The organism is Ktedonobacter sp. SOSP1-85, from assembly GCF_016587415.1.
Lineage (GTDB): Bacteria > Chloroflexota > Ktedonobacteria > Ktedonobacterales > Ktedonobacteraceae > Ktedonobacter.
In genome coordinates, this window is record NZ_BNJI01000003.1 from 659,729 (window position 1) to 675,779 (window position 16,051).

Consider the following 16,051-nt stretch of genomic DNA (forward strand, 5'->3'; position numbering starts at 1 on the left):
CATAGTAATATAACAAACATACGAGCATGTAGCTTAGAAAAGAGGCGTAAAGTACTATTACTTTTCATGCTTCTAGTGCCCAGGCTCAACCATCAGAAGCAACTATCAACTCAAGCGAGACCCAGTTCTCACAGTAGACGTGTCTCTTCTATGGATGGGAGCCAAATCTATGACAAATAAAATAAAGGAAGAAAACATGCAACAATTTCCAGACCTGGATCTAACTTCACCAGCATTCAAAGCTAATCCATATCCTACCTTCGCGGACCTGCGTCACCAGGACCCCCTTCACCAGATTACACTGCAAAGTGGGCGCGCCGCCTGGCTAGTAACACGCTACCAGGATGCGGATACCATCTTGCGAGACGAGCGCTTCGTGAAAAACGTGGGCAATGCCTTCACTCCCGAAGAGATAGAGCAATTTCCGCGTGCGCTACCACAACAGGCCTCAAGCTTCCTTAGCCTCCACATGCTCAATATGGATCCGCCCAGCCACACCCGCCTACGCTCACTTATCAACCTCTCTTTCACCCCTCGCCTGGTGGAGCAGTGGCGCGAACGTATTCAGGAGATCACAGACGAACTGCTAGACGCGGTTGAGTCCAAAGGCAAGATGGACCTGATCGACCAGTTCGCCTTTCCGCTTCCCATGATCGTCATCTCTGAAATGTTGGGCGTTCCCTCAGCCGACCGCGCAAAGTTCCGCTCCTGGTCCAACCTCATTGTAGAGGCTTCAGGCAATCCTGAGGCCTTTCGCCAGGCGGCGGGCGAGCTGATGGCCTTCTACCAGTATCTCCTTGAGCTACTCGAAAGCAAACGCCAATCTCCCGCTAATGACCTGCTGAGTAAGCTTATTCAAGCAGAGGAGCAAGGCGATAAACTCTCGCAGGAAGAGCTGATGGCCATGGTCTTTCTGCTCATCATTGCCGGTCATGAAACAACCGTTAATCTAATTAGCAATGGCATTCTGGCCCTTCTAGAGCATCCCGACCAGATGCGCTTACTTCAGGAAAAACCTGAGTTGATTAGAACAGCAATCGAGGAATTTCTGCGCTATCGTGGCCCCTTGCTGCTCGCAACCCAGCGCTGGGTTCGTGAAGATCTTGAATTTGGCGGCAAATCCATGAAACGTGGCGATCATATCCTTGTCGCGCTCTCCGCTAATAATCGCGATGAAGAAGAGTTTGCCAGTCCTGACAAGCTCGATATTACGCGCAAGGAGAATCGGCACCTTGCCTTTGGCAAGGGCATTCACTACTGCCTGGGTGCTCCCCTGGCACGCCTCGAAGGTCAAATTGCTATTGGCACACTGGTGCGCCGCCTCCCTCATCTGCGCCTGAGCGTCGCGCCCGAAGAACTTACCTGGCGTCCAGGTTCACTCATCATGGGCCTGAACACACTCCCTGTCACCTTCTAGAGCATTATATTCTTGCTCATGTGAAGAAGCATCCTGGCTGCCCGTGGCAGCCAGGATGCTTCTTCACATGAGCAAGAAACAGCATTAGCAATAAACTCTCATTAACCGAGCTTGTTTAGAAGCAGGCGCTACCTCTTACTGACCCGGGCGCGCACAACTGCGAAGCCGGGGGCTGGCACGGTCACGATCAGCTCACCTGCCTCGTTGACATGCGCCTCTGCGCTACGCGGTGTTACCCGCTTCGGCTCCTCCCAGGTATTAGCAGCTTTGGCATCGCCACCGCCCAAAACTTCGACGCTCAGTACCTCGCCAAAGCGCTGATCGCCCAGGCTCAGCATCACTCGCATCTCCTGCCGCTGCTCACGGTTGACCAGGAAGGCCGCGACTGTCCCTGAGGCTTCGTCGTAGCTCATGGCGGCATCCAGGGCTGCTATATCACCACGCTCGCCCGCTTTGTAGGTAGGACTCTCAAGCGCCGGAACGAGAGAGAGGCCGCGCGCATGTTGGGCGAAAGAGACAATGGGATAGTAAATCGACTGAACAAGCAAACCATCACGTTTTGTCAGGAGCGGTGCGATAACGTTTACAATCTGCGCCAGGCAAGCCACTTTGACGACGTCGGCGTGACGGATAAAGCTGCTAAGATACTGCGCGCAGACCAGGGCGTCTTCCAGGTTATATACCTCTTCGAGCAAATGCGGCGCACTCTCCCCCTTGCCATCCATCTCCATGTTCTTATACCAGACGTTCCACTCATCGAAGGAGAGATACACACGTTTCTCGCTGCGTTTGACGCCACGTACGTAATTCAGGAGCGCGGCATAATCCTCAACGACGCGATCAATCTCTACGCCCTCGGCCAGGAACCAGGCTGAGTCGCCTCGCCTGTTCTCGCTATAGCGATGGGCAGAAATATAGTCGATGTTCTCCCAACAATACTCCAGCACTGTGCGATCCCAGTGCAAGTAGGTTGACATGCCGCGACCAGAAGAGCCACACGCCACAGTCTCGATACTTGCGTCAAGACCCTTCATAATAATTGCCGCCGCCTTCGCCCGTTGGGCATACACCTCGGCGGGAACATGTCCTGCCTGCCAATCGCCATCCATTTCATTGCCCAGGCACCACAGGCGCACATCGTAGGGCTGCTCATGCCCATTCTGAATGCGACGATCTGCCCAATACGTTCCTCCTGGCAGATTGCAATACTCCAGCAAGGCGGATGCCTCTTTGGGCGTCCCCGTCCCCAGATTCACTGCCATCATGGGTGCGATCCCAGTCTCTTGACACCATGCCATAAACTCATCTGTGCCAAACTGATTCGTCTCGCGACTCTTCCAGGCATAATCGACTCTGACCGGGCGCTGCTCACGTGGACCAATTCCATCCGTCCAGTCGTAGCAGCTCACAAAATTCCCCCCGGGATAACGCACAAGGGGCATACGCATCGCCCGTAAGGCCTCAAGCACATCTCTCCTGAAACCCTGTTCATCGCTCAAAGGACTCTCTGGATCATATACACCCTCATATACTGCGCGTCCCAGGTGCTCTAAGAAGCCACTGAAGATGCGCTGGTCAATCACCCCAACATGGTGATGAGTGTCAAAATAAGCCTTCGCTTGTAGCATTACTGCTTCCTCTCTTAACTCATTATAGATAGGGTTGTCTTCTATGCAACGTTGCAATGCAGTGTATGAACAAATCTAGAGGCATGTCAAGGATGAGAGTCTCCTCATATTTCTCCAATCTTCCTCCCATCCTCGCTTGTTATGCTACCGCAAGAACTCATCTTGATATTGATAGTCCTATTGATCGTACTCGTAGGTCGTTCATCATGGATGACTGATCCTTTGGAGAGTAAACAATCGTGCCAGAAACATCAACCCTCTCCCCCAGGGAGACTTCCGACACGTACACTTTTTCTTCGGTAACGCGCCCTGAACCTGAACACGATATGCGAGCACATAGGGGTTGGGTACAGCTTCTCCGCTTTAGCGCGGTCGGTGGGCTTAATACCATATTGGACCTGCTCGTCTTAAATGCCCTGCTCCTGCTGCGCCCAACCAGTAGCTCCTGGCTGATTGCCCTCTATACCGCCATCGCCTACTGTGTGGGGGCAACGAATAGCTTTCTGCTTAATAAAAACTGGACTTTTACCCATCGCCAGCCTACAACCTGGCGCGAGCTAAAGCGGTTTGGCCTGGCTACACTCCTGGGCCTTAGCTGGAATAGCCTCTTCACCTGGTTAGCCAGCATGGTCGCGCATCCCTTTGTGACCAATACGCTCGCCTGGACAGACCTCTCGAAGGGCCTCGCCATCGCGAGCGGAACCATTCTCTCCTTCCTGGCGATGCGCCTCTGGGTCTTTATTCACTAAACGATGGTCATTTATGGGAAAATTCTCATGATATTCCAATAAATGACCAATAAATGAGGCGTACACTGATACAGTAGAGCATTACTCTTACTGCTGCCGCGAGCAGCAAACTTTCTCATAAAAACAAAGCACTCCATCCATAAACGATAAGTGAAGGGAACACCTATGGCTGATACAACAGAAATTGTAGCTCGACCACCATCGGAGGACGATGCGGTACATAAAATACAGCCGCAATCCTTCACCTGGAGCCGCATTGCTCTAGGTACCATTATGCTCATCTCGATCTTTATGAACTTCTTCCAGTTGGGAGCAAATGGCTTCGGCAACCTCTACTATGCAGCCGGAGTCAAGAGCATGGGCGATAGTCTACATAACTTTTTCTTTGTCTCCTTCGATCCAGGTGGCTTCGTCACCATTGATAAGCCCCCGCTTGGTTTCTGGTTGCAGGTTATCAGCACCAAAATCTTTGGCTTTACGAGCTTTGCCCTGCTCTTCCCCCAGGCCCTGGCGGGTGTCCTCTCGGTGGCTATCCTTTACTGGCTGGTGCGCCGCCACTTCGGCGTGGTCGCTGGCTTGCTCGCGGCCCTGGCCCTGGCTATCAGCCCCATCAGTGTTGTCACTAACCGCAATAATACGATTGATAGCACGCTGACGCTGGTGATGCTGCTTGGTGCCTGGGCGGTGCTTCGCGCGGCCGAGACCGGGCGCCTGCGCTGGCTCCTTCTGAGCGCTTTGGCCGTTGGCCTGGGCTTTAATATCAAGATGCTGGAGAGCTACCTGGTCGTTCCGGCCTTTGGCCTGCTCTACCTGCTTGCGGCACCTCACAGCATCGGCAAGCGTATCCTGCATCTGTTGCTCGCGGGCGTGGTAATGGCGGTCCTCTCGCTCTCCTGGCTCGTGGCGGTCGATCTAACGCCTGCCTCTCAGCGTCCCTATGTCGGCTCCAGCCAGACTAACTCCGAAATCGAGCTGGCCTTTGGCTATAACGGTGCCAGTCGCCTGCTGGGCCGCTTTGGCGGAGCCGGCGGCTTCGGTGGCAATGGAAACCGCACAAGGACGGGCACAGATGGCCAGGGCACAGGAAACCAGAATGGCTTCCCAGGCAACGGCCAGGGTGGCATCCCAGGTGGAACCAATGGTTCAGGCACGCCTGATCTTCCTCCAAACGTGGGGCAGGGCGGGCAGTTTGGTGGCAATGGCGGTGGTATGTTTGGTACGGGCAACCCTGGCCCCCTCCGCCTCTTTGAATCGGCCCTTGGTAGCCAGATTGCCTGGCTTTTACCCGCCGCCATTCTGGGCGCTCTCGCTCTCGCCTTCCAGCGTCGTCTGCGCTTCCAGGGTGATCGCCAGCAACAGGCACTGGTCCTGTGGGGCATGTGGTTGCTCACCGAGGGCATCTTCTTCAGTGTCGCAGGCTTCTTCCACCAGTACTATATGACAACGATGGCCCCAGCCATCTGTGCCCTCTTCGGCATTGGCCTGGTAGTCATGTGGAAAGATTTTCGCGCCTCTGGCTGGCGCGGCTGGCTCCTGCCCCTGGCCCTGGCCCTTACGGCAGTCGAGCAGATCTATATCCTCCAGAGCTACCCCTCCTGGAGCCAGTTTCTGACACCGCTGATTGCAGTCCTCTCTATCGTCACGCTGGGCGTCCTGCTGGCCTATCGCCTCGCGCCCAGAATTCGCGTTCAGGCTCCCAACGTCCGTGTCCTCTCGCTGGTGTTGGCGCTTGGGGTCCTGGTTCTGCTGATCACTCCAACCATCTGGGCGGCGATACCCGTTATTCAGAATACCGCCTCTCAGCTTCCGGTGGCTGGACCCTCTCAGGGCAATGACTTCGCGCGCAATGCTGGCGGTCCAGCCGGTGGCGATGGCGTCAGTACAAGCGATCAAGCCTTGATCAGCTACCTTGTGGCCCACCAGGGAAACGCCAAATACCTGGTCGCGACACCCAGCTCCAATACCGCCAATAGCATTATTCTCTCGACCAACAAGGCCGTAATGGCAATGGGCGGCTTTAGTGGTAGCGATCCCATTCTTACTACCAGCCAGTTGTCCTCGCTGGTAAAAAATGGCACGGTTCGCTTCTTCCTGCTCAGCTCGGGTCGCGGCGGCTCCCTACCCGAGCAGATCCTCGAAGATCTCCCATCGCAGTTGCGAGAGCGCCTGGAGAGTGGCAACTTCGGCGGCTTCGGTGGCGCTCGCTCCGGCAGTGCGACAACCTGGGTCACCCAGCACTGCACCCTGGTACCCAGCAGCGCCTGGTCAACGAACTCTAGCGCCCGCAGCCAGCTCTACGACTGCTCAACAACCCACTAATCACATTACCTTGTGGAGGCTCACCACCTCCACAGGGTGCAACCGCACCAGGAGCAGAATTTATGGACTCTTCCAATCTCTACGAGAGGTATGGCGAGCGGTTCGCCTTCCCCCCGCCTGAGCAAGCCAGGCCGCGACAGGATATCCCTCCTTTCTTCGGCCAGGGAAACACACAACCACCAGCGCCACCCTATCCCTATGCCCAGCCTACCAGGCCATATGCGCCAGTTCAGCCTACCACGCTACGACCACAGCCTGGTACAGCGAAGCCTACAGCTCGCCTTCCCAAAAGAGAGGCCCTGGCCCTGGCACGTCGCTGGAAGCGCGGGATCGTTATCGCGGCACTCGCCTGCTTTGCCGCGCTCAGTGGCCTGGTGATGAGCCATAGTGTGGGGGATGCAGCACGTCAGGCGACGCCCGCCAATTCATCCAACCAGGTCACGCCTGGCCAGAATCAGTACGATCCATCTCAGTCCTGGCCAGGTAATGGCGGTGACAATTTCGACACCGATAATTCCAATCAGCCACCCGTCTCTGGCTCTCACGTCTCTTAAGTGCCTATTCGGAAAACCTGAGCGCGCTTGTCCCCGAATGGGGGAAGCGCTAGTCGCGAGAGCGACGTTGTTTTCCGCATAAGAAGTAGGTGGAGAGGTTGAACAACACCTATGTGGAATGCGCTAACCTGGAATGTCGCCCGCGCTGGTGGGCTGACCGCCTATGTCCTGCTAACCTTCGCGGTCGCCGTCGGACTCGCGCTCACCTTGCGCTGGCAATCTTCACGCTGGCCACGCCTCATCAACAGCGAACTGCACAATTTCCTGAGTTTGCTCGGACTGGTCTTTACACTTGTACACATGCTCGCTATCTGGATCGATCCCTTTACGCATTTTGCCTGGAGCGAGGTGCTCATTCCCTTTGCCAGCACCTATCGCACTTTCTGGATGACCCTGGGCATTCTCGCGCTCTACCTGGGACTGGCCATCGGCCTCAGCACCTGGCTGCGCCCACGCATTGGCTATCAATGGTGGCGCCGCTTCCATATCCTGACCCTGCTCTTGTATGTCCTGGTCACACTCCATGGCGTGTTTATTGGCAGCGATAGCGATACCTGGTGGGCAACGGCGCTCTATATCGGCAGCATCCTCCTGGTGGGAGCACTCCTCGTCCTGCGCCTCTTGAAGAGCGCTCAGGAGCCTGAACGCGCCCTGCCCGCACACGTCATGCAGAAAAATAAGCGTTTCTTTTAATTTAGATCTTTTCACCATTTTTCAAGCCGGGCTATTCCTGGTAGAATACGTTGAGAGAGTGGTTCTGTTAGAGAAAGAAGGTAGGCAACTATGCATATCCTGGTGGTAGAAGATGAAAAAAAACTTGCCCACCTCTTGCGCCGCGTCTTGCAAGAAGAGAGTCACACCGTTAATCTCGCGTATGAGGGACTGAGCGGCCTTGAACTGGCCGAAAGTGGAACCTATGACGCGGTCATTCTTGATGTCATGCTGCCCGAACTCGACGGATTTGAGATTTGTCGCCGTATGCGCGCCGATAATGTCATGTCTCCCGTTCTGATGCTCACGGCACGCGGCTCGGTCGAGGATCGCGTGGCTGGCCTCAATGTGGGCGCGGACGACTACCTCCCCAAGCCCTTCGCGATGGAGGAATTGCTCGCACGCGTCAACGCCCTCTTGCGCCGCCGCGACCGTACCTTTGAGGTGGCGACCCAATTGCGCGCCGATGACTTGATCCTCGACCTGGTGCGGCATGAGGCCCGGCGTGGGGAGCGCGTCATCGAACTGACCGCGAAAGAGTTCGCCCTCCTTGAATACCTGATGCGCCATCCTGGGCAGGCCCTTACACGCACCCAGATTACCGATGCCGTGTGGCGCTATGATCTGGAGGCGCTCTCCAACGTAGTCGATATCTATATTCACTATCTGCGCGATAAGGTCGATCAAGGCTTCACACGCCCACTCATTAAAACTGTGCGTGGCATCGGCTATAAGCTCGAAGCCTATCCTCCCCGCAAGGAGAAGGCTGTATGAAGAACGAACCATCACTCCTCTGGCGATTCCGCCGCTACCTGCACCGCCAATCCAGGGAACCTGGCGCGGCCCTCTTCTCTGGCCTGCGCCTGCGCTTAACCCTCTGGTATAGCAGCGTCCTGGCAATCGCGCTCATCTTCTTTGGTGTTACGCTCTATTTTGGCGTGCAACAACTCTTGCTCTCACCTGTCACTGATGACCTGATAAGCCGTGCCCAACATGGGGCACAGGAGTGGCTCACTATCTCGCCAGATCATCCCTGCTCAATGCCTTCTCTTCCTCCCTCTGGCTACGTTCCGCATGATCCTATCTTGATCGCCTGCTTTGATCAAAGTGCCAATTTACTCCAGGAGGAGGATACGCCACAACTGCCCACGGCCTTTCTCGATACCTCACTGGCCTTGAAGGCGATGCAAAATGGAAGCGCGAGCGACATTATTAATACAGGCGGGCCTCTAGGGCAGGTCGACTGCTATGCGTTAGGCATTCCCGGCCCGGACGGGAAAAGCTACCTGGGTGCTATTGTCGTGGGAAAATCCGTGCAGCCACAGGAGACGGCCCTCTCCATCATCCTGACACTGTTATTCGCGGTAGGTGGAGTGACCATGCTTGGCGCGGTTATCGGTGGACTCTTCCTCTCGCACCGGGCGCTAGTCCCCGCCCGCCTGGCCTGGAATAATCAGCAACGCTTTATTGCCGACGCCTCGCACGAGTTGCGGACGCCTCTGACGCTGCTACGCGCCGATGCCGAAGTCCTGCTCCGTTCTCGCAAAGGCATGGGCCCTGAAGATGCCGAGTTGCTAGAAGATATCGTGACCGAAGCCAGCCATATGACGACGCTAGCCAATAACATGCTGACCCTGGCACGCCTGGACGCAGGCTCCCAGCACCGCGAGCACGAGGTTGTCTCCCTCGACACCATTGTCCAGGCTGGTCTACGCCGTGTCACAGCCTTCGCCGATCAGAAGGGTATCACTCTCCAGGCTGAAGTCAGAGACAACCTGCGCGTTATTGGAGATCCCCTGCTGCTCGAACAGGCTCTCCTGGTGCTACTCGATAACGCTATCAAATACAATCATGCTGGTGGCAGTGTGACCATACATACCTCGCTCGTCGACCAGCAGGCACAGATCGCGATAAGCGATAACGGCATTGGTATCCCGGCAGAGCACCTGCCCAACCTGGGCGAGCGTTTCTATCGCGTAGATAAAGCCCGCTCACGCGCCGCAGGCGGCACGGGCCTGGGCCTCTCCATCGCCCGCAGCATCGCGACCTCTCACGACGGCTCGCTGCGCCTGGAAAGCACCCCTCATGAAGGAACACGCGCCCTACTCACACTACCTGCCGCCTCCAGTTCACAGGCACACCAGGCCCCTGAAGCCATCACCCTGGCCTCGCCACCCATGCAAAGCAAATAAGCTCCCTTCGCCATAATAATAGGAAAATGGCGCATACCCCGTACGGGGTATGCGCCATTTTCCTATTATTATACCCCCTCAACCAAGACCGCCCGCGCGCTGGACGCCTTGAAGCGAATACCCCTGGCCTCACTATATTCGGGCGAGTAGTACCAACGCTTAAACTGGTCCGCGTCCTCAAACTCTAGTATGACCAGGCGCTTCGGCCGCCAATCACCCTCAATGGTCTCTGTCACGCCTCCACGCGCCAGGAACTTCCCGCCATAGCGCTCCAGCGTGGGTCCCACCAGTTTGCGGTACTCCTCATACATCTGGGGATCGCTCACTTCTACATCCACAATGAAATATGCGGCCATAACTCTTTCCTTTCATTTCTATCTCAAGTAGGGGCAGAGCAAGCTCTGCCTCCCTACCCCAAACGCTTCTTAAGTCCATGCAAGCGTGGACCCTACATTATATGAGATGTGGTGGAAAAATGCAGCAGGCATTTTTCCACCACATCTCATACCCAGAATGAGGCTTGGCGTGGCAAACAGTTCTACATATATTACAGAAGACTTAGTATCTTTGGGCTTTCGTCATACGTGTATTCTATATTATATTTTATTTCTCCTTGCTTACTTATCCATTAGGATATGTCTACTCCCCGAAGAGGGGTATGGATTTGTTGCTATATGCAGCGAAAGGTGGCACAAAAATGGAGCTCGAAGACTATCTAGAACCTGAGGTAGCCGTGACCGCTGTCGTCGCCGCGACCGTTTTTTCGCCGCGCGCACGCAAACTTGTACGCCGGGGTGCCGTCTATGGCACAGCTGGTGTCCTGGCAGCAGGCGAAGCAGTGAACTCATTCTTCAAGGGATTTGGGCATGGCCTGAAAGAGGCCGATCAAGATGAAGTATCAACAAATGGAGCACATCCTTCTCCAGAGATGCAACCTCCTGGGGTTGCGGGAGGTCAGGAACGATGAAGCCAGAACATCAACAGCAGCTAGGTTCAGACCGCTCTGAGAGCGATGAGGGTCCGGCTGAACACTTAGGGCATCAACTTGGTTACGCCTTTGGCCGTTTCAATCATGCTATGCATCACCTGGGAAGCAGGCAGCATCCAGAAAGAGCGCAACATACCCCAGAAGGCATGGAGCAGTCTCAACAGGCCGAACAGGCCACGGCTAGTAGCGGCAACCCTCATATGAGTAGAGCCGAGGAGATAGTGGATGATGTAGGGCATCGCCTGAATACGACCCTCTCGCGTACCAGCGCGCAATTCCAGAAAGCGGGCTCGCGCATACGCGAAGAGGCGGAAGATATTCTAGCTGAAGCACATCACGTCCGCACTCCACATACAGAAGAGGCATCGCAAGCTTCAGCCCTACCGAAACACAGACATCATAAGGCACGTGAGAGCAGGTAGTCATGACACCGGGAGTGTAATGGATATCTTGTCCATCACACTCCCGGTACAGGCCGGTGCCTATCGCTTCAGGGAGCACCTGGGAAGAAATAGTATGAGCATAGCCACTGCTGAAGAGCTACACATTGTCCACGCCCTACCTGGACGCATACGCCTTAATATCCCCTGGTGGAATGGGCGCAATCGTTTTGCGTTAGAAGAGCGGATACGCCAGTTACCCGGCATCCAGAAGGTACAGGCAAACGAGTTCACTCACAATGTGCTCATAGGTTATGATTCTCAAAAAACCAACCAGCAAGCTATTCTCACCACATTAGAGACACTTGACCCCTCCTCTCTTGAGACAAAACAGGGGCAAAAAACTACTCACACTCCTCCCCCTATCCATCAGGAGAAAAATGCTAACCTGGTGCGAGCCTCTATTCCTGTACGTGGCCTGGAACGCGATCCAACCGTAGCCCAACGCGTGGTCGAGTCCCTGGAACGTCGCCAGAACGTCCATGCCCATATACGCTGGTCCACCGGCCATGTACTTGTCGAATTTACAGAACACGAACAAGAGCTGGATGATCTTGTCTCTATGGTGGCTGGAGTCGACCTCCCTGACCTGCCAGGGGAGGACCAGCCAACCCACCCCCTCGATCCAAGACCACTCGTGCAAAGTAGCATACGCACCATGGGAGCTACACTGGGCTTGGGGTTTCTTTCTATACGCCGCCTCCTTGGTATGACCGATCCGCTCCCTGGCGCAACAGAAGCCATTCAGATCGCGAGCATCATTGGCATCCTTCAGGGTATTCCTCCACTTCGACATGGCCTGCGCCGACTGGTGGGGAAAGCCACAAGCGATCTGCTATTTAATGTGCCGGGAATTATTACGCTCACGCTGGGAGGAAGCTTGCTTGGCCTGCTCACCATCGGTGGCGAGTCTCTCCGTCTGCTGACCGAGGTGCGAGCACGCCGCGCCTCCTGGCAGCGTTACGAGGAACAGGAAGCCAATGAACCTCATCTGCGCCCCGGAACTGTTCTACACCTGGAAAGTGGGAGGAAAGTTCCCATGGGCGCCCGCGTCCTGGAGGGTGCTGGCACAAGCATCACCCGCGAAGGAGTACCTGTGGCGGTTACGCCAGGCCTGGAACTTCCCGCTGGCTACCAACTCTACGGTGGGCCATTTACCGTTCAGCTACAAACGCAGCCTTCTTTCACGGGTTTCACTACCACACCGCGCCCAGCTCCAGTCGCGCCCACCCTCTATGATCGCTATATCCAGCTCCTCAGCCCACTCTCGCTGCTCTACGCCGCTGGCACAGCCCTGTTAACACGCTCATTCACCCAGACCCTCGCCTCGCTGATCCTTGTGAATCCCCGACCAGCCATGATCGGCGCCGAAAGCTCGGACCTGGGGGCTTCGATGTACGCGCTCAAGGCAGGGGCCATCGTCGTTGGCACGCGTAAGGATCGTGTGATTCGCCAACCCCAGGTCGTACTTCTCGATGGCGCACGACTCCTCCTGGAGGGTCTAGAAATGGTCGATGCCCTCTCGTTATCGCCACAGATCGAGACAAACGAGCTGCTAGAACTGGCCACAAATATTTCGACGGCCGCTGGTTCCCCCTGGGGACCCATCTTCAAGACGCGTGGTCCTCTCCATATTTCGCTGGCTCATTTTGACGGTAAAAGCATTCGTGCCATCACCGAGGAGAAACATTATATCCTCGGTCCCCTGGAAGACGCTGACTCGTCTCTCTCGCCATCCTTTCTCCAACGCCATCGCGACTGCCTCCTTCTCTCACTGCGACGCTCAACCTCGCCGCAAGTCCCTGAAGAGGCCCTTGGCGTGCTGGCCATACGCCCTCGCCTCGCTCCTGATGTTCCTCGCCTGGTACAAACATGTCAAAGACTGGACATAGAATTGCACATTCTTACCAGCGAAAACCAGGAGACGACTCAGGTTTTGGCGCGGCGTGCTGACATCTCACTGCTACAAAGCGACGATGTGCCCGCTCTCATTCAGAAGCAGCAGCAATCTGGCAAACGCGTCGCTTATGTTTCAGATCACGCGGGCGCAGCGGCGGCTTTCGCAGCCTGTGACCTAGCCATTGGTTTGCTCAATGGCGAGAAACGACTGCCGGCGCGGGCGGACCTCCTCGCGCCTGACCTCTTTGCCCTGACGGCTATTATCATCGCAGGTAAGAAGCGTGAGAGCGCTACGCGTGATTCAATCCTGCTCTCGCTTCTTTCGAATATCGCGGGCCTGATCTGGGGTTGGCGTGGTGCACCCGGAATAGCTCTGGCCTCGCGCGTCCTCTACCTGGCTGCGCTGGGCGCTCTAGCCGATAGCTGGCTACACCTGCGTGGTCAGAGGCGTCCTGCCTCCTCGCTCTCTCAACTGGCTGATCCCCATCCCGAGCGCTGGGGCCAGATGAGCAGCGAGCGCGTATTGCAGAACTTGCATAGCCGTATAACGGGACTTTCAAGCCAGGAGTCGAAACAGCGTTTGCATCAAGCACGACCTCATGCCCAACGGAATCGCATGCTCCTGGCTTTGCTTGAACAGCTTCGCTCCCCGCTCAATACTATTCTCGCCGGTGGCGCGATACTCTCGCTCATCTTTGGTGCCAGTGCCGATGTCGGCATTATCGCTACAACCATTCTTATCAACATGGCTGTGAGCGCCTGGCAGGAGCAGAAGGCCAATAAAATAGCCAAGACGTTGCAACGCCTGGGCAGCACCACCGCTCATGTCCTACGCGACAACCACATCATTTGTGTCTCTGCCAACGATGTCGTACCCGGAGATATCCTCTTCCTTTCACCAGGAGAGCGTGTCGCGGCGGATGCTCGCCTGATCGAGGCCCAGGGGCTGGAGGTTGACGAAGCCTCCCTTACAGGTGAATCGCTTCCCGTTGCAAAAGACCCGTCCGAGGGAAGCGATAACACGCATATCGTGCTGGCGGGTAGCGACGTGACGACAGGCACGGGCAAAGCCGTCGTGGTCGCGGTCGGCAACCAGACACGCATCGGAGCTACAGCCGCCGCTCTGGAAACCGCCGAGACAGAACAGAGTCCGCTCGGCTCCAGGCTAGCGCGCATGCTGCGCGTCCTGATCCCCGTTTCTCTCCTGGGTGGTGGCGTTGTCATTGTCACCGGCCTCCTTCAGGGACGCGCGCTGGATACTCTGCTAGCAACAGGGGCATCGATTGCCCTGGCCAGTGTTCCCGAAGGGTTACCGCTGCTCACGAAAGTTGGAGAGGCGGGAGTAGCACGCCGCCTGGCGACTCATGATGCACTTGTACGCCGCCTCTCGGCGGTTGAGGCGCTGGGTCGCGTCGATGTGGCCTGCACAGATAAGACTGGAACCTTGACCCGAGGCCATCTGGAGTTAAGCCTCGTTGCAGACGCCGAAAGAGAGGCGCACCTTCCGGCTCGACTTACCAAATCCCTACACCATGTGCTTATAACAGCAGCCCTGGCCAGTCCGCATCCAAACGCGCCCGAGGCCAGTGCGCATCCAACTGATGATGCGATTATCCAGGGCGCAATCCACCTGGGCCTGGCTGAAGAGATCTGCGTCCCCCACGAGGACGAGGTCGCCTTCGATCCCACACGCGCCTTTCACGCGACCCTGGCCTCTCACAGGCTAAATCTCAAAGGAGCGCCCGAGGTGCTTCTCGCTCGCTGTAACTGGCTCTACCTAAAGGGGAAGAAGCGCGCTTTGGATGAAGCCCAGCGCAGCGCTCTTTTGAACAAAGCACAGGAACTGGCCCGGCGTGGCCTGCGCATTCTCATGGTCGCCGAGGGAGCAGCAACAACAAACATTGTTGATGACCCACAGGATCTCACCTTCCTGGGCTTTATTGCCATCAGCGATCCTCTACGCTCGACCGTACGCACTGCTGTCGAACGCTGCCAGGAGGCGGGCGTACGTGTCATGATGATCACAGGCGACCACCCAGAGACCGCCCGCGCCATCGCCAGGGAGGCTGGCCTCCTGGACGGCCAGGAACTCCTCATAGGAGCAGACATTACCAACCTGGACGAGGAAGAGTTGGCCACGCGCCTCGAACATACCTCCATCATCGCCAGGGCCACCCCTTTACACAAACTACGCATCGTCGAATGCTTGCGTGCCAGGGGTCATACCGTGGCCATGACTGGCGATGGCGTAAATGATGCTCCGGCTCTGCGCTTCGCCGATATTGGTATCGCTATGGGGCATACAGGAACTGAGGTCGCACGCCAGACAGCCGATGTCGTCATTATGAACGATGAAATCTCTACACTCGTCGAGTCCTTAATCGAGGGGCGCAGCTTCTGGCGCAATATTCGGCGTTCGCTTGGTCTTCTGCTGGGTGGAAATCTGGGCGAGCTAGCGCTGATAGTAGGCACCAGCTTACTTGGGTTAGAACTACCACTCACACCCCGCCAGATCCTCGCTATGAACGCCATTACTGATATCCTGCCCGCGCTGGCCGTCACACTCCAAAAGCCAGAGCACCGCCACCTGGCAACCCTTAAACGCGAGGGCACCGCCGCGCTTGACCGACCTCTGCGCGACGATATTCTTCGGCGCGCACTTATCAGCGCCTTGCCCGCGCTGGGCGCGTACCTGTTGACGCTTCCCTCGGATCTCGCTCAGGCTCGCACCATTGCCTTCGCTAGTATCGTCGCTACCCAGCTTGCCCAGACCCTCGACATCGGGCGCGCCGAAGGCACTCTGACTCGTCCTGTCCTGACCGCTGTCGTCGGCTCAAGCGCTGTGCTTATTGCTGCTCTAACGCTCCCCTTACTGCGTGACCTGCTCCAGTTTGTCACACCCACTCCCATCGGCTGGGCTATCCTGGGTGCCAGCGCGCTCCTCGCCTTCGCGCTAAATCGCCTCTTTGAGCTTCTGCGCAACGACCAGGTGAAGCTTCCCTCCGGCATACCACACGTTGACACGCAGCAAAACGTGGCGCTGGCCTGAAAAAACGCTATACTGGTACTGTTCGCCAACCGCCAAATGCCCCACATAATTTTGAGGCCGTAGCAGAGCACGCTATAAATCACCAAACATCCGTTTATTTTTCCG

The 16,051-nt window shown here is 56.4% G+C and carries 12 protein-coding genes; 10 read left to right on the forward strand and 2 right to left on the reverse strand.

Features of this window, described 5'->3' with window-relative positions; genetic code table 11:
* Nucleotides 1–196 precede the first annotated feature (196 nt).
* Nucleotides 197–1,417 carry a cytochrome P450 gene (locus KTE_RS41010; RefSeq protein WP_201392229.1) on the forward strand — a complete coding sequence of 407 codons (1,221 nt, stop codon included), beginning with the start codon at nt 197–199 and terminating at the stop codon, nt 1,415–1,417.
* A gap of 128 nt (nt 1,418–1,545) precedes the next feature.
* On the opposite strand, the gene KTE_RS41015 is transcribed toward KTE_RS41010, so the two are convergent.
* Entirely contained in the window at nt 1,546–3,045 is a 1,500-nt protein-coding gene (locus tag KTE_RS41015) for an alpha-N-arabinofuranosidase (RefSeq protein WP_201392231.1), read from the reverse strand.
* 239 nt (nt 3,046–3,284) lie between these two features.
* Here KTE_RS41015 and KTE_RS41020 point away from each other — a divergent pair, with 239 nt between their 5' ends.
* The 6 genes from KTE_RS41020 (at nt 3,285) to KTE_RS41045 (ending at nt 9,570) form a co-directional block, all read left to right on the forward strand.
* Nucleotides 3,285–3,794 (forward strand): GtrA family protein, encoded by a 510-nt coding sequence (locus tag KTE_RS41020; RefSeq protein WP_201392233.1) that lies wholly within the window; start codon nt 3,285–3,287, stop codon nt 3,792–3,794.
* Nucleotides 3,795–3,959: 165 nt separating this feature from the next.
* A complete protein-coding gene (locus KTE_RS41025) occupies nt 3,960–6,113 on the forward strand; it encodes a glycosyltransferase family 39 protein (protein WP_201392235.1) in 2,154 nt (717 codons plus the stop codon).
* Between the two features lie 62 nt (nt 6,114–6,175).
* Nucleotides 6,176–6,667 carry a hypothetical protein gene (locus KTE_RS41030; protein ID WP_201392237.1) on the forward strand — a complete coding sequence of 164 codons (492 nt, stop codon included), beginning with the start codon at nt 6,176–6,178 and terminating at the stop codon, nt 6,665–6,667.
* 111 nt (nt 6,668–6,778) lie between these two features.
* Complete coding sequence (locus KTE_RS41035) at nt 6,779–7,360, forward strand: ferric reductase-like transmembrane domain-containing protein (protein ID WP_201392247.1); 582 nt, start codon at nt 6,779–6,781, stop codon at nt 7,358–7,360.
* Nucleotides 7,361–7,450: 90 nt separating this feature from the next.
* The gene (locus tag KTE_RS41040; RefSeq protein ID WP_201392249.1) at nt 7,451–8,152 is read left to right on the forward strand and encodes a response regulator transcription factor; all 702 of its coding nucleotides are present in this window, start codon (nt 7,451–7,453) and stop codon (nt 8,150–8,152) included.
* Complete coding sequence (locus KTE_RS41045; protein ID WP_201392250.1) at nt 8,149–9,570, forward strand: cell wall metabolism sensor histidine kinase WalK; 1,422 nt, start codon at nt 8,149–8,151, stop codon at nt 9,568–9,570. The genes KTE_RS41040 and KTE_RS41045 overlap by 4 nt, the downstream gene beginning before the upstream one ends.
* 68 nt (nt 9,571–9,638) lie before the next feature.
* On the opposite strand, the gene KTE_RS41050 is transcribed toward KTE_RS41045, so the two are convergent.
* On the reverse strand, nt 9,639–9,926 hold the full coding sequence (locus KTE_RS41050; RefSeq protein ID WP_201392251.1) for a DUF1330 domain-containing protein: 288 nt from the start codon (nt 9,924–9,926) through the stop codon (nt 9,639–9,641).
* Between the two features lie 341 nt (nt 9,927–10,267).
* On the opposite strand from KTE_RS41050, the gene KTE_RS41055 reads away from it, so the two are divergent.
* The 3 genes from KTE_RS41055 to KTE_RS41065 are packed head-to-tail and all read left to right on the forward strand — an operon-like array spanning nt 10,268 to nt 15,946.
* Nucleotides 10,268–10,537: a hypothetical protein gene (locus KTE_RS41055; RefSeq protein ID WP_201392252.1), complete on the forward strand. Its 270-nt coding sequence runs from the start codon at nt 10,268–10,270 to the stop codon at nt 10,535–10,537.
* Nucleotides 10,534–10,980 (forward strand): hypothetical protein, encoded by a 447-nt coding sequence (locus KTE_RS41060; protein ID WP_201392253.1) that lies wholly within the window; start codon nt 10,534–10,536, stop codon nt 10,978–10,980. The genes KTE_RS41055 and KTE_RS41060 overlap by 4 nt, the downstream gene beginning before the upstream one ends.
* 19 nt (nt 10,981–10,999) lie before the next feature.
* Nucleotides 11,000–15,946 (forward strand): HAD-IC family P-type ATPase, encoded by a 4,947-nt coding sequence (locus tag KTE_RS41065; RefSeq protein ID WP_236600963.1) that lies wholly within the window; start codon nt 11,000–11,002, stop codon nt 15,944–15,946.
* Nucleotides 15,947–16,051: the final 105 nt, after the last annotated feature.

Coding starts and splice junctions, on each gene's coding strand:
- KTE_RS41065 (WP_236600963.1), top strand. CDS start 11,000: ATGGATATCTTGTCCATCACACTCCCGGTACAGGCCGGTGCCTATCGC.
- KTE_RS41060 (WP_201392253.1), top strand. CDS start 10,534: ATGAAGCCAGAACATCAACAGCAGCTAGGTTCAGACCGCTCTGAGAGC.
- KTE_RS41040 (WP_201392249.1), top strand. CDS start 7,451: ATGCATATCCTGGTGGTAGAAGATGAAAAAAAACTTGCCCACCTCTTG.
- KTE_RS41015 (WP_201392231.1), bottom strand. CDS start 3,045: ATGCTACAAGCGAAGGCTTATTTTGACACTCATCACCATGTTGGGGTG.
- KTE_RS41050 (WP_201392251.1), bottom strand. CDS start 9,926: ATGGCCGCATATTTCATTGTGGATGTAGAAGTGAGCGATCCCCAGATG.
- KTE_RS41045 (WP_201392250.1), top strand. CDS start 8,149: ATGAAGAACGAACCATCACTCCTCTGGCGATTCCGCCGCTACCTGCAC.
- KTE_RS41035 (WP_201392247.1), top strand. CDS start 6,779: ATGTGGAATGCGCTAACCTGGAATGTCGCCCGCGCTGGTGGGCTGACC.
- KTE_RS41010 (WP_201392229.1), top strand. CDS start 197: ATGCAACAATTTCCAGACCTGGATCTAACTTCACCAGCATTCAAAGCT.
- KTE_RS41030 (WP_201392237.1), top strand. CDS start 6,176: ATGGACTCTTCCAATCTCTACGAGAGGTATGGCGAGCGGTTCGCCTTC.
- KTE_RS41055 (WP_201392252.1), top strand. CDS start 10,268: ATGGAGCTCGAAGACTATCTAGAACCTGAGGTAGCCGTGACCGCTGTC.
- KTE_RS41025 (WP_201392235.1), top strand. CDS start 3,960: ATGGCTGATACAACAGAAATTGTAGCTCGACCACCATCGGAGGACGAT.